At 68.6% G+C, this 16,144-nt stretch carries 20 protein-coding genes; 2 read left to right on the top strand and 18 right to left on the bottom strand.

The annotated features are described in order from the left end of the window. Positions 1 to 291 precede the first annotated feature (291 nt). The 3 genes from Q8A52_RS48490 to Q8A52_RS48480 form a co-directional block, all read right to left on the bottom strand. On the bottom strand, positions 292 to 1,194 hold the full coding sequence (locus tag Q8A52_RS48490) for a replication-relaxation family protein (RefSeq protein WP_316765093.1): 903 nt from the start codon (positions 1,192 to 1,194) through the stop codon (positions 292 to 294). A gap of 410 nt (positions 1,195 to 1,604) precedes the next feature. After that, entirely contained in the window at positions 1,605 to 2,309 is a 705-nt protein-coding gene (locus Q8A52_RS48485; RefSeq protein WP_316765092.1) for a hypothetical protein, read from the bottom strand. 125 nt (positions 2,310 to 2,434) lie between these two features. Further along, a complete protein-coding gene (locus tag Q8A52_RS48480; RefSeq protein WP_316765091.1) occupies positions 2,435 to 3,166 on the bottom strand; it encodes a hypothetical protein in 732 nt (243 codons plus the stop codon). Positions 3,167 to 3,759: 593 nt separating this feature from the next. Here Q8A52_RS48480 and Q8A52_RS48475 point away from each other — a divergent pair. Together Q8A52_RS48475 and Q8A52_RS48465 are read left to right on the top strand one after the other, a co-directional pair. After that, a complete protein-coding gene (locus Q8A52_RS48475) occupies positions 3,760 to 3,960 on the top strand; it encodes a hypothetical protein (RefSeq protein ID WP_316765090.1) in 201 nt (66 codons plus the stop codon). An 804-nt stretch (positions 3,961 to 4,764) separates the two neighbouring features. Then, positions 4,765 to 5,196 (top strand): GNAT family N-acetyltransferase, encoded by a 432-nt coding sequence (locus Q8A52_RS48465; RefSeq protein WP_316765088.1) that lies wholly within the window; start codon positions 4,765 to 4,767, stop codon positions 5,194 to 5,196. A 6-nt stretch (positions 5,197 to 5,202) separates the two neighbouring features. Here Q8A52_RS48465 and Q8A52_RS48460 read toward each other — a convergent pair whose 3' ends face one another. From Q8A52_RS48460 to Q8A52_RS48390, 15 genes are all read right to left on the bottom strand, one after another. Next, on the bottom strand, positions 5,203 to 5,757 hold the full coding sequence (locus Q8A52_RS48460) for a hypothetical protein (RefSeq protein ID WP_316765087.1): 555 nt from the start codon (positions 5,755 to 5,757) through the stop codon (positions 5,203 to 5,205). Positions 5,758 to 5,956: 199 nt separating this feature from the next. After that, positions 5,957 to 6,301, bottom strand: a complete 345-nt coding sequence (locus tag Q8A52_RS48455) for a KH domain-containing protein (protein WP_316765086.1) — start codon at positions 6,299 to 6,301, stop codon at positions 5,957 to 5,959. Continuing rightward, complete coding sequence (locus tag Q8A52_RS48450) at positions 6,301 to 6,657, bottom strand: hypothetical protein (RefSeq protein ID WP_316765085.1); 357 nt, start codon at positions 6,655 to 6,657, stop codon at positions 6,301 to 6,303. Before Q8A52_RS48450 ends, Q8A52_RS48455 begins: the two co-directional genes overlap by 1 nt. A 60-nt stretch (positions 6,658 to 6,717) precedes the next feature. Then, positions 6,718 to 6,894: a hypothetical protein gene (locus Q8A52_RS48445; protein ID WP_316765084.1), complete on the bottom strand. Its 177-nt coding sequence runs from the start codon at positions 6,892 to 6,894 to the stop codon at positions 6,718 to 6,720. Positions 6,895 to 6,966: 72 nt separating this feature from the next. Next, on the bottom strand, positions 6,967 to 7,179 hold the full coding sequence (locus tag Q8A52_RS48440) for a hypothetical protein (protein ID WP_316765083.1): 213 nt from the start codon (positions 7,177 to 7,179) through the stop codon (positions 6,967 to 6,969). 278 nt (positions 7,180 to 7,457) lie between these two features. Then, positions 7,458 to 8,345 (bottom strand): tyrosine-type recombinase/integrase, encoded by an 888-nt coding sequence (locus Q8A52_RS48435; RefSeq protein ID WP_316765082.1) that lies wholly within the window; start codon positions 8,343 to 8,345, stop codon positions 7,458 to 7,460. Between the two features lie 635 nt (positions 8,346 to 8,980). Beyond that, entirely contained in the window at positions 8,981 to 9,592 is a 612-nt protein-coding gene (locus Q8A52_RS48430) for a hypothetical protein (protein ID WP_316765081.1), read from the bottom strand. A 10-nt stretch (positions 9,593 to 9,602) separates the two neighbouring features. Next, on the bottom strand, positions 9,603 to 9,806 hold the full coding sequence (locus Q8A52_RS48425; protein WP_316765080.1) for a hypothetical protein: 204 nt from the start codon (positions 9,804 to 9,806) through the stop codon (positions 9,603 to 9,605). After that, positions 9,803 to 10,096, bottom strand: a complete 294-nt coding sequence (locus Q8A52_RS48420) for a hypothetical protein (RefSeq protein ID WP_316765079.1) — start codon at positions 10,094 to 10,096, stop codon at positions 9,803 to 9,805. Before Q8A52_RS48420 ends, Q8A52_RS48425 begins: the two co-directional genes overlap by 4 nt. A 753-nt stretch (positions 10,097 to 10,849) precedes the next feature. Beyond that, positions 10,850 to 11,716 (bottom strand): hypothetical protein, encoded by an 867-nt coding sequence (locus Q8A52_RS48415; RefSeq protein ID WP_316765078.1) that lies wholly within the window; start codon positions 11,714 to 11,716, stop codon positions 10,850 to 10,852. 200 nt (positions 11,717 to 11,916) lie between these two features. Beyond that, complete coding sequence (locus Q8A52_RS48410) at positions 11,917 to 12,123, bottom strand: hypothetical protein (protein WP_316765077.1); 207 nt, start codon at positions 12,121 to 12,123, stop codon at positions 11,917 to 11,919. A gap of 146 nt (positions 12,124 to 12,269) precedes the next feature. Next, a complete protein-coding gene (locus Q8A52_RS48405; RefSeq protein WP_316765076.1) occupies positions 12,270 to 12,566 on the bottom strand; it encodes a hypothetical protein in 297 nt (98 codons plus the stop codon). Between the two features lie 295 nt (positions 12,567 to 12,861). Then, positions 12,862 to 14,040 (bottom strand): DUF932 domain-containing protein, encoded by a 1,179-nt coding sequence (locus Q8A52_RS48400; RefSeq protein WP_316765075.1) that lies wholly within the window; start codon positions 14,038 to 14,040, stop codon positions 12,862 to 12,864. 114 nt (positions 14,041 to 14,154) lie between these two features. Continuing rightward, positions 14,155 to 14,712: a hypothetical protein gene (locus tag Q8A52_RS49530; protein ID WP_316765074.1), complete on the bottom strand. Its 558-nt coding sequence runs from the start codon at positions 14,710 to 14,712 to the stop codon at positions 14,155 to 14,157. A 69-nt stretch (positions 14,713 to 14,781) separates the two neighbouring features. Then, on the bottom strand, positions 14,782 to 15,153 hold the full coding sequence (locus tag Q8A52_RS48390) for a hypothetical protein (protein WP_316765073.1): 372 nt from the start codon (positions 15,151 to 15,153) through the stop codon (positions 14,782 to 14,784). Positions 15,154 to 16,144 lie beyond the last annotated feature (991 nt).

Here is a 16,144-nt window from a genome sequence, read left to right as displayed (position 1 = left end):
TCGACCGGCTCCACAGCCGGGTTCTCGTTGTCTGCCATATCCGTCCGTCCCGGCTGGTCAAGGCCCTACACCGGACCCCGGCCAGCCTGTCACGTCACGGACTTACACGATCTTTCAGACACACCCGGCAGCTGAGCGTGACGACCGTGGGGCACTGCAGTTCCGCGTCGGCGATCGCCTGGGTACCTGAGGGGTGAGACGTATCCGGGGCCCGGCGCGAGGAGGGGATCTGAGTGGCTGACGCACATGGGCATGGCGGGCTGTTCACCAGCTATCGCTCGCGCCGGGTGTTCACAGGTCTGTCCAGGGGCGGGGTTTGCCCCCGGTTAGAGGTGTCCACACGGCCTGGGCGGGTCCGTGCTGCTCGAGGTCTTCCAGTACGGCGGCTCCTAGCCGGACTTCGCGGGCGAGGGCCGCGACGAGTGGGTGCTGGGCGACCATCGCCTGCAGATCGCTGATCCGGTTTTCCAGCCGGGTGCGGGAGGCGCCGGTGAGGACGAAGAGCACGCGGGGGAAGACCGGGTACCAGCGCAGCCAGGCCGGACCTGCCGCAGTCTGCCTCCGTCGGCCGACGGGCTGGGCCTCGTACTGGAACAGGCGGGCGTACTCGATCAGTTTCACGGCGAGTCGCTCGCTGCTCATGGTGGTGCGGTCGACTTCCACGAACGCCCGCAGCTTGCGGCGCTGCGCGCCCTCGATGACGGTGTAGTACAGGACGGCATCCGCCATGACCCGTTCTCCCTCGCCGATGGAGTGGGATACCTCGGGGGTCCAGTCCCAGGGGCCGTGCTCGTGCCCGAGGCGGCGGGCGTCTTCGGCGAAGGCAAGGTGGGCGCGGACGACGGCGAGTGTGTGCGGGGTCTTTAGTGATGCTGCCGTGGTGGAGGTGATGGGGTAGGGCGGGCGGCCCCGTAGGACCGGCAGGTCCCGGGTCAGCCGTGCCCCTTCCTGAGTGAGGTACCAGGCGTGGGTATTGGTACGAGTGCGGTACGCGTTCGGCAGCACTGTGCGGTCGACGAAGCCGTCGGAGCGCAGGCTGTTCAACACGCGCGACATCAGCTGCCGCGAGCCACCGGGGCGCAGCATCTGGCGCAACTGGCCGGTGGTGGCGATGCGGTGCTGGGCGAGCCCGGCCAGCACCTCGTGGGCCAAGGGCGGGCTCGTTGCCCGGGTGCTCCGTGCGGTGCTGCTCATGAGGTGTGTCCTTCCGCGGCGTGGCGGTCTCCGACGGAGACCTTGCGTTGCTGCTGAGGAAACCCGTGAGGCCCGACCAGAACCCCGACCACGAACCCCCGACCACGGTCACGAACACGAAACAACCTCGCGGAATGCACTGTGGGCGACACCCAGGGCCCCGACCAAGGGCCGCGCCCGCGCCAGGGCTCCTGCAGCGGACGTCCGTGACCGGGTCGGCAAGGGGCCGCCCGCGTGGTGCGCAGGCGGCCCCCGGGAAGTGCGGCGATGGCCGGTCCGCAGTAGCCGGGGCTGCTGCGGGGCGTGGTGGCGGGCCACGCCGTGCCGGCCATCGTGCGGCACCCGGTCCGCAAGGGACCAACGACCCGTAACCGGATGCCGCGTCTATGAGGCGGTGGGCTGTGGCGTGCTCACCGCCGTTTTCTGCCTCGGGGTTGGGCGGCCTGCTCGAGGATCTTGCGGCGCGTCCACCGTCGGCGCCCGCCCTTTTCCGTGAGGGCGTCGGGGGTTTCCAGCAGGGGCAGGTTGCCTTGGGCCAGGCTGCTGGAGAAGGAGTTGATGCTCTTGAATCCCAGCAGTACCGCGGCCTGGGTCGCTCCGAGGAGTTCGTCGGGGTTGCCGTCGACGGGGACGTTGGGCAGTGCGGGGGCGGTGCGCTTGGCGCCGGCGTGCTTGCCGCGCCCGGGACGGGTGGCCATCCAGTCCAGCAGGGTCTGCACGCGCCACATCTGCCGGCGGTAGGGGTTTTGGGCGGTGCCCAGCTCTTCGACGACGTCCGGGTCGGGAAAGTACCCGGGGTGGTCGCGGACGAAGGTGGTGACCTGGTTGGGGTTCTTGTAGCCGAGGAACCTCGAGGCGTCGGCGGCGTTCAGCAGGTCCTGCGGGTCACGGGGAGGGGGTGTGTGGTCGCGCAGGCGTGCCGGCGGCCGGTTGGCGAACCACTCGGTGACCTTCGCGTGGTCCCACAGGCGGGCGCGGCCGCGCATGTCGGCGATTTCGGGGAAGCCGTTTGCGGCGCGGTCGTTGTAGAGGCCGCTGATCCGCGCGGGCGTCAGGCCCTGTTCAGCCGCGATCTCGGCAGCGTCGGCCAGGCGAGGCTCGCGGCGCGAGGTCATGGCAGAACCGTCCGTCCTGTCGGAGGTGAGCCGGCCTGCCCGGCTCACAACTCACATAATGGCAGGAGTTTGGGGTGGGGGTCCAGTACGCTGCCCAGGTTTTCCCGGGCGGTGCGGGGAAGAGGTCACTCCTCCGGGATCAGGCACACGCCGCGGCGGGCCGCGTCCTCGGCCATCTCCGTGTAGGCCAGGGCCGCCGGCGTCATCTCCCACTCGGCCAGGGCGAGCAGAACGAGCAGCTCGTCGCGGTCCTGGGACACGTCGCACGGCATGCCCGCCGCGGTCGCGGCCGCCGCCACATCCCCGGGGGACAGCCCGGCGAAGCGGTCCGCCACCGTGTCGCGCAGGTCCTCAAAACCCTGCTGGTACAGCTCGCTCGCTTCGGACAGGAGCACCACCAGGTCCTCGTCGTGGCTGGCCGGTGCGGCCGCGGCGAGGTCGAGAAGGCGCTGGGTGGTCGTCATCATCATCTGCAGTATGCCTAATCCGTAGTCAAGAGCGTCCCGATGGAACGGAAGCTCCTCGGGATGTTCGAGTACTGGGCTGCGATGCCTCCGGTCAGCCGGGTCTGCTGTGACCTCCGCATAGCGCGGCGTGCGGTCTTGGTGCTCGGTGTGGTGGCTGTCGCGTGGGCGCCGGGCGGTACAGCCGTCGCAGGGCACGCGAGCGTCGCGGCGTGCCAGGTCGGGCTCCTTGCGGGCTTCCTTCTGCAGGGCCGCCCGCACCTGCTTCTGCAGGGCGGTGAACTCCGGTCCGTCGTCCGGGTAGACGAAGCCGGGGTGGGGCGCCCCGCACGCTGCGGCGTGCCGGATCAGGTCGGTGATGCGCCAGTCGGAGCGGAAGCTGTCGCCCCGCACCTGCTCGACCTCGGCATACAGGTCGGCCAGCCGCGGGCGCCGGCCGACGGCCAGCAGCAGATCGCGCAGGGACGCGAATCCGCACAGTGCGCAGGAGCAGCTTTTCCTGACTACTGAGTTGCTGCAAGATCGCAGTTAGGGAGGCCAGCTGAGGGTGGTTCGTGTAGAACATCGGCATGGACCAGGGGGTCGCGGCTATCGTCGCTGGAGTGGCTGGCATGGTTGGCGCGTTGGGTGGCGCAGTCGCTGGAGGGGCAGCTGCTATTCGCGGCGCGAGGATCGGTGCAGAGAAGACTGCGGAGGCAACGCGCGCGCAGGTAAGAGATCAAGCAGCTCTCGATCACGGACGCTGGCTCCAACAACAGCGAGTTGAGACGTATAGCGCCTTTCTGGAAGCTTGGGATGCCGTACTGGTTGCGGTAACCGATGTCGGTGGATTGCGTGACGAGCCAACTCCGGCGGATTCCCTCGGCCCCGTGTCGGACGCTTTGCGGAATCTCCGATCGCAGCTCACGCGAGTGATGGTTGTGGGTCCGCCGAGAGCTCGGAGACTGGCAGAGGATCTTGTCCGGGCAGCCTCCCAAATGCGTCGCATGCTGGAGCTGCCGGAGAGCGAGCGCCGCATTCTGGCAGATCGAGACAACCTGACCGGCCCAGATCGCGAACGAATGAGGAACCTCAGCCTGTTTCCCGCTAAGAGGATGCAATTCGTTCGTCTGGCTGGAGAGATTCTGTCTGTAGCACCTGCGATGCCGGACAGTGACCAAGGTGATTCCGAAGGCGATAGCACCTGACTTCTTCAAGCTTGTCCGTGGATGATCGGCATACCCAGGGTGACCGGGGTGCGGTTGCGGGTTCGGGCCAGTCGGTCGTGAGAGGCGAGTTTGTTGCGGGCGGCTTGACGCACTGGTCTTGGTGGCCGGAGCCGCAGGGGTGGCAGATGCCGCGCTCGCACGAGCACCAGCGGTGGAAGCCGTGGGGGTAGGCGTCCTCGATCTGCGGCGGCGGTGGCGAACAGCTCCTCCGCCATCGGCCACGCCTTCGCGCGGTGCCGGACCCAGGAGCGGGCGGGCCCGTAGAGCGGGTCGTGCTCGACGTCGACGTGGCGCCGCTCGGAGACGGAGATCAGCCGCTGGGCGAGCTGCTGGGGGCGGCCGAGGTCGACGCGTTCGGTGGAGCGCATCACAGGGCGCCGCTCGCCGTCGGCGGACAACAGGAACAACCGGCGCACGTGGTACAGCGCCCACGGCATGTCGAGCTCGCGCTCGAACGCCTCAAGGCAGGCCCGGTCCCGCGGCTGGGAGCGGTCGAACATGCCCAGGAGGGTCGTGCGGCCGTAGAGCTTCGCCTTGGGGTTGAGGCTCATCGCCGTGTACTCCAGGCGCAGCACCTCACCGGCGATGTCCGGGTGCGCATGCGTTCCAGGTGGGCGGGCAGGGCGCCCATGGAGACGGGGAAGCGACAAGTTATTGAGAATCGAGACAGGGATGTGACCTTTCTGGGTGTGCATGGTTGGGAAGGTGCGGGATGTGCCAGGTGCGGCGCCGACCTGTTGCCGGCCGCTCACGCAGCCTGAGCAAGCGAGGCAGTATGAGGACGTGATCACACAGATTTCGAGAGACGACCCGTCACTGCTTGAGCGGGCGGTCCGCCACTTCCGTGGAGTCGAGGATGCCGATGTGGTTCGGGCGTTTGCTGGCACGCCCAGCGCACTCGCATTCGTAGCGGCCGATGAGACGGAGATCCTTGGGTGGTGCTGGGGGCACCATCTGGCGCGTCCGGACTCGTCATCGATGCTTTATGTCCACCAACTTGACGTGGCGGAATCCCATCGGCGCCGGGGCGTCGGAAGGGATCTTCTTCGCGCCTTCATGGGGGCTGGGGTCAAGGCCGGAGCCACGAAGATGTTCTTGACCACCGGGGAGGCGAACGTGGCGGCCCGGTCCCTGTACGAATCCCTCGGAGGTGGTCTTGCTGCGCAGGGACCCACGGTGAACTACTGGTTTCTCCTCGATCCGCACCAGGAATGAACACGGCTATTGGCCGCCGTTGTTGCCGCGCGGACTGATCGTGTTCGTGAGCCGGGTCAGGGGCACGAAGTGGTCGGTGGTGCCCAGCTCCCTGGGGGTTGGACCTGCCGGAGTGGGTGTGTCTGCGAGGCGTTCGGCGAGGGCGGTGACCGCCTCGCGGTCCCCCTCAAGGGCTTCGCGTTCGTCGTCGGTGAGGTCGAGCTGTTCGAGCATCTGATTGATGCCGTCTCTGACGGCCAGGAGCTGGCCGCGGGCGGAGTCCTTGGGGACGTAGAAGGGGCAGCGTGCGCAGGCCAGCCGGTGGGGGCATTTGGCGAAGAAGTCGTAGCTGCAGTAGCCCTCGCCCAGGTCGTAGTACTTCCAGGGTTGTTCGCCGCCGGCGGCGGCGCCGGTGAGGATGGACTCGCGGTCGATGAGGACCTGGATGGTGCGCACGTTGCGTGCGAAGTAGTCGGCCTTCTTGTAGGCGGCGGTGAGGGTGCGCTGGAGGATCGCGGCGTAGTACCGAGTGCTGGCGGGGTGTTTGTGTCCGAGCCATTGCTGCAGGTCGTTGAGGGTCAACGGCTCGCGCGCGTCGGGGAGTTGGGTGGCGATGGTGGCGCGAGCGCGGTGGCTGGTGAGCGCGCCGTGGGAGTCGGTCTGTGGGACGCCGGTTTGCGGCAGAGGACGGGAAGGATGTTGTGGTTGAGGTAGTCCTTGCCGACGAGCTGGCCGCGGTGGCAGAACAGGTGTGGTCGCTTCTGCCCGGTCTTGCGGTCGATCAGGTCGGGCTGGGGCGGGCGGATGAGTTTCCAGGCGTCGATGAGCTGGCCGACGATCGGTCGACCGGCTTGTTGAACGGCCGGGAGGTCTTGTTCTGGGGGATGTGGAGCAGGCAGATGGTGAAGGGATCGCCTGTGGTGTCGTCGGTGCCCTGGTCCCAGGTGACGCAGTCGAGTTCGAGGCGGCGGATCTCGTCGATGCGGCAGCCGCCGAACAGCCAGACGCCGACCATCGCGCGGACCATCTCGACGGGGTAGTAGGTGGCCTTCCAGCCGGCTTTGCGGGCCCGGCCGGAGCCGTAGGGTTTGAGGTCCTCGGCGTTCAGGGTCAGCCCGGCCGCCATCAGTTTGGCCCATGATGCGTCGTCGATGATTCTGGGGTTCGGTCCCATCTGGGCGCGCAGGGACGGGGCATGGTCATCACGCGGCGGGGGTCGAAGCGCGGTTTGATCCACTCCCATTCGATGAGGTCGCAGAAGAACCCGCGGATGCTGTCGATCCGAGCTGCCCAGCCTCCGGGGGAGATGGGCTGGCCGAAGCGGCTGCGGTTGCGGTTGTGCCCGGCCCACTGACCGACGGTGGCCTGCATGGTGTCGGCGACGTACTCGGTCGCCATGTCCCTGGTCGACTGATCCGGTGCGATGACATCGGGGTGTTTCTCCGCGGCCCAGCGTCCGGCAATCAGGATGACGCAGAACATCGAGCGGATCGTGCCGGACTCATGCGTGGAGAACTTCCGCCAGCGCAGGGCCCAGTCGGCTCATTCCGGCGGGACCGTGGAGAGCATGTCGGAACGGGGCCCGGCCTTGTTCTCGTTGTTATGCAACGGGGCAGGGATGATGCCCTTGCCCGCGAGGACCCGGGAAAACTTGATCAGGCCCTGCCGCCGACCGTGCAGACCGTCCACCTTGTCGTACTCGGCCACCAGTTGGCGCACGAGGGTGTCGGTGATGTCTTCCAGTCGGGGGCTTCCGGCGCTGAGGTGGGCATCGAGGACGGCGTTTCCGACCTACCACTCCAGCAGGTGCGGGGAGCTCTGCCAGGAACTCAGCGTCTGTTCGACTTCACGCAGTGCCGGCTCGATGGCCTCGGGGCTGAAGACCAGGTCCGCGGGCCTGTGCAACTGGTGGATCCCGGCGGTGTGATGCAGGCGGTGATGCCCGCCGAGAAGGTGTCCGAGGGCCGCGACGTGCAGACGGGCCGGGCCTGCCGAGCGGGACACCTCCGCCCAGGTGGCTTGGTCCTACGACTGGTACGAAGACCGTGGGCGCGGACTGCGTCGAGGACTTGGTTGCGTGCGGCGCGGCCGGTCTTGCGGGGCCATTCCCGTACTGCCTCGTCGACCAGGCGCATCAGGTCGAGCAGAGCCTCACGGGCCATGGCCCCGGCCGGGGCCTGGCCGGTGTCGGCTGGGTTCATCGCTCCTCCAGCAGTGAGGCGAGCAGTCGTTCGCGGTCGGCGTGGATGGTGGTGTTCGCGCGGTGGAAACGGGCGGCCAGCTCACGGCCGGACAGGTGGATGTAGCGCATCGTGGTCGCCAGATCGCGGTGGCCGGCGTTTCTGGGCGATCTGGTCGATGGTCCAGTCGGCGCGGGCCAGGTCGGTCAGCCGCAGATGCAGGAAGGTGTGCGTGGACAGCTGGGCGGCCGCGGCTCTTCGGGCGATGCCTTCGACGGTCTTCGACCAGCTGGAAGGACCCAGCGGGGCACCGTAGTTGCGGTTCGACGTCGACCCGAACAGCGGTCCGTCGATGCGGCCGAACAGCGTGCGACGTTCGCGGAGATAGGCCAAGAACAACTGCGACGAGGTGGCGCCGAAGGCTACCTCTCGTGCCCGTTGGGACTTGGTGGTCTCCGCCCGGAGGTGGATGGGACGGTGCGCGGGCTCGAAGTCCTCGACGTTGAGTTGGACGAGCTCTTCGCGGCGTAGCGCACCATCGTAAGCGAGTGTGACCATCAGCCGGTTGTGCAGCGATTCTGTGGCGCAGGCGGCCAGGATCCGCTGCCAGACGTCATCGTTGGGGATCCAGGGAGCTTGCTCGATATGCCGTACGAGGCCCTGGCGGGGTCTGCGGCCACCGCGGCCCGCCTGTCCACGGCGGACCGGGTTCTGCTCGCGCAGGCCGTCCTCTACCAGGTACTCGTAGAAAGACCGGACCGCGACCAGCCCCTGCTGGATTGTCGCGTTCGCTAAACCTGTCCCGGCCCGGGGCGGAGTCTTCGACGGCCGGTCCAGCATGTCCCTGATCCAGGCGGCGACGGTGTTTGCACGGGCCAGCAAGGGATCCGTCTCTTCCGCTGCACAGGACCGCAGATGGTCCTCGACCGCGCGGCCGTACGCGTCGATCGTGTTGGGCGCTCGCCCGATGTTGGCTGTGAACTGCAGCACCGGTGAGCCAGTTGATGTTCTGCGACAGTGGGGAACTTGCCCCGCGGGATCGGGGCCATGACTGCACGTTACTCGCGACAGAAGGCGACGTTGCGATCTTAGCCGAACCTTTCTGGTGGGAATGACAGTTCGATTCGCGGATGGAACTGCAGAGTCCGGCAAATTCTCGTAAAGAACATCGGTCGCTTCGAAAAAGGGGTGAGGGCAGGATGCGGCGTTGGAGGTGGTGATCGGGTCGGGCCGAGCGTGATCGATTGCCCAGGCAGCGAGGCGGTAGCGCTGGCCTTGCCTGATTCCACATAGCGATGGTGCCGGAGATTTCGCGGCGCAGGACTCGGCGCATCGTCTGGCGGTCGGAACGCCCCGCGTGTCCTGCCGTGCGCGGTTCGGAGCCGGGCTCGGTCGGGCGGCACTCGGAGGGCCGGGGTGTGTAGGTCACGTGCGCGCCTTTCTCGTGGGCGAGTTGAGGAGCCCCCTGCCCGGCCGAATGTCAGGAGCGGGCCGCTCGCGCTGGCCGGTCGTCGGGGGCGTGCGGCGGGCGGGTGGCCGCCCCTGCGGAGACGATGCGCCCCCGCCTCGCATATTCAATAATAGTGTATTATGCGAGGTTGGGAACCCAGCTCTGACCTGGCCGTTTACTTTTGCGTGGGGTGGGCGAACGCAGCCAGCATGGAGATCACCCGGTCAGGGCGGCCGGACGCTTCGACGGTCACCGACTCCCCGGAGGCGCCGACGATTACGCACACGCTGTCCACTTGGACGGGCCCCTGCTGTCCGGGCGGGCGCGTATCGTGCTGCCAGATGATCCGTGTGCGCCGGTACTGCTCCTCGATGCGGGCGCCGGGGATCGCGTCGGCCACGGCTTCGGCGACTGCGCCGCGGGCGCTGGTCTCCGCCTGTTGCCGGGCGGTGAGTTGGGCGGCCAGTTCGGCGGCTTCGGTGTGCAGCGGGTAGAGCCGCCGGGTGATCTCGCGTGCCACATGGCGGGCGCTGATGGCCGTGACCCCGATCGACGGGGTTTGCACCTGGGTCTCGTGCGGGAGGGCCGCGTAGATCTTAAGTCGGTCGGGCTGCTCGTCGTCCGGCTGGCACAGGCCTACGGCGCGGCCGTCGCCGTCGACGATGAGCCGTGCCAGACCGCGCGTGTACTCGGGCAGAGGGGCGGTGCGGCAGTGCGTGCCCAGCTCACGGGCTACATCGTCGGCAAATGCGTCGAACTGCTGCTGGGTGGTCAACTTCTGCGGCATGGCGGCGTCTTCACTCCTTCGGGCGGGTGGCGGGGTGTCCGGCACGGGGCGGTGCGGCCGCGGCCTGGTCGCGGCGCTCGGCGTCTCGGCGGAAGTCCTCGGCGGTGTAGCCGGTGTCGCACGTCGGCTTGCACAGCTGGCCTGGCGCTGCGCCGCATGTCTCGCACCAGTCGTCGAAGTCGTCGGGGCGCCACGGCCGCGGCGGGCCGGTCATGCGGGGAACTGCCGGATGCGGTCGGCGATTGCCAGGGCGGGCAGGACCGGAGTGCGGTGCATCGGCTCGGTGCACTGGGCCTGCCAGAGACTCGCGGGGCGGGACGGGGTGATCTGGTTGCTGGTGGCCGGGCTGATGCTCCACTCGCGGTCGTGCGCGTCGGTGGCGGTGTAGGTCAGGATCTCGGGTTTGTCCTGGCGGCCGTTGTCCGTCCAGGAAAGGCCGGCGGCGGTGAGGGCGCGGCCCAGCTGGTCGCAGCGCTCGCGGGTGATGTGGCCGAAGGTGGCCAATGGGCGCTCCCTTCTGTGACGGGCGGCGGTGTGGCGGGCTGGCGGCCGGTCAGGGGCGGCCGGACGGCCCGGGCTTGCGGTGGCGGTACGGGAAGCGCGCGCCCACTCGCGGCTGGCGAGAAGCCGGGGATGCCGCCCCCGTTGCCGGGGCGGTCGCCGGGATACTCGGCGACCCACTTGCAACACTCCGCGTCGTACCAGGCGACGCCGTAACTGGTGGCTCGGTCCTGGTGGTTGAGGACTGGTAGCCGTACGAACCGGTGTTGCGGGTGAAAGTGAACTTCTCGAGCATCGCCGCCTCGCGGTCGGTCCTGGGTGCGGGAGGGGGCGGTGCGGGGGAAAACCCCCTCCCGCAACATCTATAATAGTTTGATATGTGGTCGCGTGAACCCACCCCTGACCTGCTGTTTTTCGGCGGCTGAGCTCAGCGCGTGAGCATCTTGGGGGCGGTGGTGAGGGCGGTGGGCGGCTGGTGGTCGCGGTAGTCCGAGACCTTCACATATCCGCCGGGTATCGTGTCGAGTCGCAGGGCGGGCCCCAGCCCTCGGTCACGTCCTGGGGGAGGTTCTCGATGTCGTCCGCCTCGACCTGCCAGGCCCAGGCGGTCAGTTCGTGGCCGAGTGCGCGCCGCCACGCCAGCAGGATGGGGAAGAGCTGACCGCAGTCGTCGGCCAGGGCGACGGCGCGGGCACTTGGCGTAGGTGGGGGTGTCGGGTCGGCTGCGCTCTCCGAGGGTCATCAGCCAGCGCGTGGTCACCATATCTCCAGTTCTCGGCGTTCCGCGTGCGGATCACCGTGTGCAGGGGCGTGCGGGCGGCGGGCGGGGCGTCGTGACCGCTGCTGGGTGCGCAGGGAGTCGGCTTCGGCTTGCGCGCGGCAGGCGTGTTCGTGCTCACGGGCGGCCGCGGTGAGGCAGTACGGGGCCGACCACTGCTTGACGTCGACGGTGCGGGTCAGCGAGTCGGGGAGCATCGAGTAGGGGAGGTCGGCCAGCATCAGCAGCAGGACCGGGTGCGGGGAAGCGAGGTACCAGCGGGCGACGGTCCACCAGGCGGCCACGGCGGTGCGCTGCGCGGGACGGGCGGCGCGGGCCTCCTTCTCCAGGCGGGCGGCTTCGGCCCGGTGGTGGGTGGCCGACCAGGTGAGGAAGCGCAGCAGCTGGGGGGTGTCGCGCTGCCGGGAAAGGGTCAGGATCTCCGGCAGGTCCTCGCGGTGCGCGACGTGGTCGGCGCAGGCGCGCAGTACGGCGGTGAGCGTCGCTGCCGTCTTCTCGGGCGGCTCGTGTCCGTCGGCGGACGTCATCGGATACACGCTGACCTGGGGGCGGTCGGCGTAGTCGTCGGGGTAGAGGGTCAGGCTGCCGTGGTAGCCGGTGCGGCTGCGGGCGAGCCGCGGGAGGGCGTTATCGGGGGCGGTGGTCTTGTAGGCGTTGACGGGGCCGAGACAGGCGCGGACGGCGGTGAACTGGTCCCAGTGGTGGGGGCTGGTAGTGCCGGTGACGTGCACGCTGCCGCGCATCGCCCCGCCCAGCTCGAAGACGACGGTGTCGTCCTGGCGGGGGCCGGCGGTGGCGCGCACGGTGCCGGCGGGCGTGTCGACGGTCAGGGTCGGGCTGGTCATGGGCTGCGGCTCCTCGGTTGCCGGATCGGTGAGCGGCGCCTGCCGCCCCGCGCTCGCCGAAGGGGAGGGCGGGGGCGTAGGGGCGGCAGGTCTTCGGCCAGTGGCGCTCTGGCCGGGCGGGCCCTCCGCCGCCCCCGGGGGGAAGGGGGCGGCGGACGGCGTCTGTGGGGGGAAGGGGGCGGCGGACGGCGTCTGTGGGGTTACTCCTGCGGCGGCTTGTGGCGGCGCAGGTTGTCCCGCTCGGTCAAGGACACTTCCTTGCCGCACGGGCATTCGCCGTAGCGGCGGCCGTGCAGGTGGAAGTACTTGGGGCCGGTGTTCTTGGAGTTGACGGTGCGGATCGTGCCGGGGACCGGGGCGGTGTTGGTGCAGTAGCCGTGCGCGGTGACGGCGGGCTGCTCAGCCACGGGGAAGTCTCCTCGTCGGTGTCGGGGATTTGTGGCAGTACGGGGGCGTCGTAGATCTCGCGTTGTGGCGACGGTGGGCGTGACGGGCTGTGGGCCTCCCGGCCATGGTCCGGCGGTGCTCCCGTGGGCCATGGCTGAGGGGGCGGTCAGTACAGGCGGCCGATCAGTTCTGCGATGGCCTCGCCGATCGTGTTGAGATCGGCGTCCGACTTCACTGGCACGTGGGCGCCGTCTCCGCGCGTGTCGTTGCGGATGTAGAGGGATCCGGCTTCACAGACTCCGATCGTGAACGGGATGCGGTCGGCGTCGTGGAGGTGACCGGTTGTTCCCCAGGGACCGGGCAGGGCTCCCCACTGGTCGCCGAGAACGGCGACGACGGCGAGCGCAACGGCGTAGGGGGAGTGGGGGTGTTCCTCGGGCTGGTCGTAGAAGCTCGTGGGCATGGGGCGGTGAGTCCTCTCGCACGGTGGTGCCGCGGCCGGTGCGTTGTTCTCCCCCCGCAGCGGGGTGCTCCGGGCTGCGCCCGGAGCAGGGGGCCAGCGCGCTGCGCGGCGCCGGGCGTTGGGTCCCCTGCGCTGCGCTCCGGGGACGGGCGGCGGTTTGCTGTGCTGCCGCTGTGCGGCACCACAGGGGGCGGGTCGCGCTGCGCGCTCCAGTCGCGTGGGAGCGCTTCGCGCTTGGCAAGCCTGGAACCCGTGCGGGCCGGGCTCGGGGAGGAGGTACCCGCACGGGAGTCTGTCAGCCGTGCGCGGCGGCGGCCGTCAGGGCGGGCAGGGCGAGCGATTCCAGGGCGGCGGCGTGGTCGGCGTCGGTGAGGGTCTGTGCGGTGGACGTGACGGCCTGCATGACGCCTCCGGCTGTCATCTGGCCGCCTCGGACGAAGTGGGCCAGGATCATGTCCTTGGCCTCGGCGCCGATGCTGAGCGTCTTGGTGACGTGCTCGATCGTCTTCGTGGGCTCGGCCAGCGTGGTACCGGCGGCGGCCTCCACCTCGCGTACCTTGGCCTCGACGTACTCCCGTGACAGGAAAGTGCGCACGGCGTCGGCGGTCTTGGATGTGATCAGTTCCAGTGTCTTGCGCTGCGTCTGGCCGGACCAGGACACCACGCCCTCGTCCTGCTTGCCTCCGAGGTGGACGGCGCGCATGACGTCCTTGGTCTCGGTCAGGCCGTTGCGGCACACCTGGATGACCGCGCGCGGGGTGATCGTGTAGGCGCCCGAACCTACCTCGCTGTTGGTGATGACGAACCCGGCGGAGATCATCGGCAGTTCGTCACCGCTGCGGCCGTCGAAAGGGGAGCGGTAGCTGCGCAGCAGCGCGCGGGCCTGGACGGCGACTGCTTCGGACTCCACCCGCACGTACATGCGCCGGTCGGTCAGGTCGCACCCGGTCACACGGGTCGGGTGCCCGAACTGCTGCACCCCGTCCAGCGCGGCCAGCAGCATGTCGAAGTTGTCCATCAGCTTGTAGCTGTCGGACAGCAGTGCGCGGGCCACGCCCTCGGCGGGCGCCGTACCGGGACCCCTGTCCCCCCGGAACGCGCGGAGCATGAAACGGCGCTCGGGCTCCTGGCCAAGCCAGGCGTTGACGTTCTCGTCCAGGAGCGGGACGTTCTCGGTGCGCATGCGCCGCAGGTAGGCGAGCGGGATGCGCAGCTTGTCCGCGATCCCCTCATCGGCCACGGCGGTGGGCCGGTAGATCCCGTCGACCTCCGTCACACCGTCCTCGGTGAGCAGGGACTCGACACCCTCGACGTGCACGCTGCCCTCACGGAAACGGAGTGCGGACGCGGGGGTGATCACGTCCAGCTTGCGCCGGTTCTGGTCCTCCAGGATGCGGACGAGGTCGGAGAGGTCGGCGTTGCGGGCCCCGGTGGGGGCCACGTTCGTGGCGCGCTCGGCGAACTGCTGAGTCATGCGATGTTCTCCCCTTCGTGTTGGCTTCTGCGGTCCGGGGGCGGAGCCACCGCCCCAACAACTGCAATAATAGTTGGTTTCAGGGGTGAGTGAACCCACCCCTGACCAGCACAGTTAGCCCATGGCCCGGTGCTCCGGCAGTGGCGTCAGGCTCGTGCGCCGCACGCTCGTGACCATCCGAACCGGCGCGACGCCGCGCATCTCGCAGAGGTCGTATCGCAGCTCGGGAGCCTCGCCGAACGGGTCGCCATGCGCGTGGACCGCCTGCACCCAGTACGTACCGTGATGCTGCGTCAGGCTGCCGTGATACCTGACCTTCTGCCACAGCACCGGTCCGGCCTGCTGCGGATCCAGACTCCGCGCAACGGCGATCACTAGCGGATCCGCCACGTGCTCCGCCATCAGCAGGACGAACGCGCGCGCGACCGTGACACGATCGACCGGCACATCAGCCATGGCCGAGCCCGTGTGACCGGTGCGCACACCCATCGCCCAACCCAACTCGAAGAACGGCCGGACCATCTCCAACTGCTCTTGCGGCACCCTCAGCGCGGCTCGGTCGCCCTCGCTGCGGGCCAACTCCCCCAGCGCGTATGCGGCCTGCTCCTGCTCCGCCTCCGTGAGCGGTACCCGGACTTCCTCGGCCTGCTCTGCAATCCGCGTGCTGTCCACTGCGGTGCCTCTCCTCTCGGTGATGCCAGGTGAAAGGGGGTGCCCCCGGCTGGGACACCCCCGGGGCGATTACGCGAGGAAACTTCGCGACCGAAGGAACTCGGCCGTGATGTGCGCGATTCCGCGAGGCTTGTAGATCTGCGGAAATCGCCGCATTTCCACTTCGGTGCGCCCCTTCTCGTCCGGCTCGATGAGTTCGTGAACGAGCCGGTAAGGCCGGTCACCCCTCGGCATTTCCAGCACTACGGGGCCTACCTTGGTGTCGAAGCGAATTCCGGTGTAGTTTGCGTCGGAGTTGTGCACGATGCTGGCTCCCGCCCGCTGGCACAGCAGCGGCAGGAAGTTCGCGACCGTGCGGGCCTGAATTGCAAGGCCGTTCATGGGTGCATCGATGCCGCCGCGCACTCGGCAGACGATCCCGTCAGAGATCCGAATCTCCACGTTTTCCCCTTCGCTGGCTTTCTGCGGTTCTGGGGGTCGCCTCTCCCAGGACTTCAAATAATAGTGGATGCATTGGGTGATGGGAAGCCATGTTGCGTCACATGTTGCACTGGATGTTGCGCCTTGATGTTGCGTCAAGTGTTGCACTGGATGTTGCGGCGGCCTGGTGGCCGGCCTCCATATCGTCCCAGGTCAACGACCTGCGGGAGTGTGGTCGGGGAGCTGACATCCCCTCTGCTGCCACTTTTCCCGCGCCGGTTGAAGGATGAGTGAGGAATGGGGGGGGGGGCGGCGGCTTCGGGGATCGAGCACGGCCTGGGGGTCCGCTGCGCGTCGGCTCCGCCGCCGCGCTGACCGGTGTGGGGCCCGGGCCTGTCGGCTCCGGGGTGGCGGGACGGGTGAGGGTGCGGCGTCCCACCCGTCGGCGCGGTCTGGAGCTGTCGAGCGCTGGGTTGCCCACGCTCGGCGCCGACTCTGGCCACAGGTTGCCGGAAAGACCCGATTGGGCGTACTCTCGGCCACGCATAACGCAGGCGGGAACAAGGAGAATTGAAGGTAGGTCAGGTGAGGATTCCGGGGGAGAGAATCCAACTCAGATGGATAATTAGTTCGACCGAAGGCCGGTGTCATGGAGATGACGTTTCCAGTGACGTCGGAGTGCGCATTTTCGGAGATTTTCGAATTTGAACGGTGGCGGGGTAGAGTTCCAGATTTTATCTGCGCTTCAGTTTGATGCATTGGCTCAGGTCGCCCCATCCCACCCGAGCAGGCGCCGGAACGCTTCACTGTCCATGGCGGGGAGTTGCCAGCTCCCGCCCCTTGCTGCTGCGAGGGCCGCAGGCCCGTACCCGCGCGGAGCGCGGGGGAGGCTGGAGCGCAGCGGAAGCCGGCATGCGGGGGCGCAGCCCCCGCTGCGGTCCACGCAGCGGACCGTGGCCTCCGGAGTGCAGCGGAGGAGGCGTCAATTCGGTTGCGCAGCAACCGAATTGAG

Origin of the sequence: Streptomyces herbicida (genome assembly GCF_032656585.1) — a bacterium.
Taxonomy (GTDB): Bacteria; Actinomycetota; Actinomycetes; order Streptomycetales; family Streptomycetaceae; genus Streptomyces; species Streptomyces herbicida.
This window is presented reverse-complemented; position numbering and strand designations above follow the sequence as displayed.

Excerpts from the sequence above, each read along its gene's own strand:
- Q8A52_RS48490 (WP_316765093.1), bottom strand. The coding sequence starts at position 1,194 with ATGAGCAGCACCGCACGGAGCACCCGGGCAACGAGCCCGCCCTTGGCC.
- Q8A52_RS48485 (WP_316765092.1), bottom strand. The coding sequence starts at position 2,309 with ATGACCTCGCGCCGCGAGCCTCGCCTGGCCGACGCTGCCGAGATCGCG.
- Q8A52_RS48475 (WP_316765090.1), top strand. The coding sequence starts at position 3,760 with ATGCTGGAGCTGCCGGAGAGCGAGCGCCGCATTCTGGCAGATCGAGAC.
- Q8A52_RS48455 (WP_316765086.1), bottom strand. The coding sequence starts at position 6,301 with ATGGCGGCCGGGCTGACCCTGAACGCCGAGGACCTCAAACCCTACGGC.
- Q8A52_RS48450 (WP_316765085.1), bottom strand. The coding sequence starts at position 6,657 with ATGTTCTGCGTCATCCTGATTGCCGGACGCTGGGCCGCGGAGAAACAC.
- Q8A52_RS48430 (WP_316765081.1), bottom strand. The coding sequence starts at position 9,592 with ATGCCGCAGAAGTTGACCACCCAGCAGCAGTTCGACGCATTTGCCGAC.
- Q8A52_RS48425 (WP_316765080.1), bottom strand. The coding sequence starts at position 9,806 with ATGACCGGCCCGCCGCGGCCGTGGCGCCCCGACGACTTCGACGACTGG.
- Q8A52_RS48415 (WP_316765078.1), bottom strand. The coding sequence starts at position 11,716 with ATGACCAGCCCGACCCTGACCGTCGACACGCCCGCCGGCACCGTGCGC.
- Q8A52_RS48405 (WP_316765076.1), bottom strand. The coding sequence starts at position 12,566 with ATGCCCACGAGCTTCTACGACCAGCCCGAGGAACACCCCCACTCCCCC.
- Q8A52_RS48400 (WP_316765075.1), bottom strand. The coding sequence starts at position 14,040 with ATGACTCAGCAGTTCGCCGAGCGCGCCACGAACGTGGCCCCCACCGGG.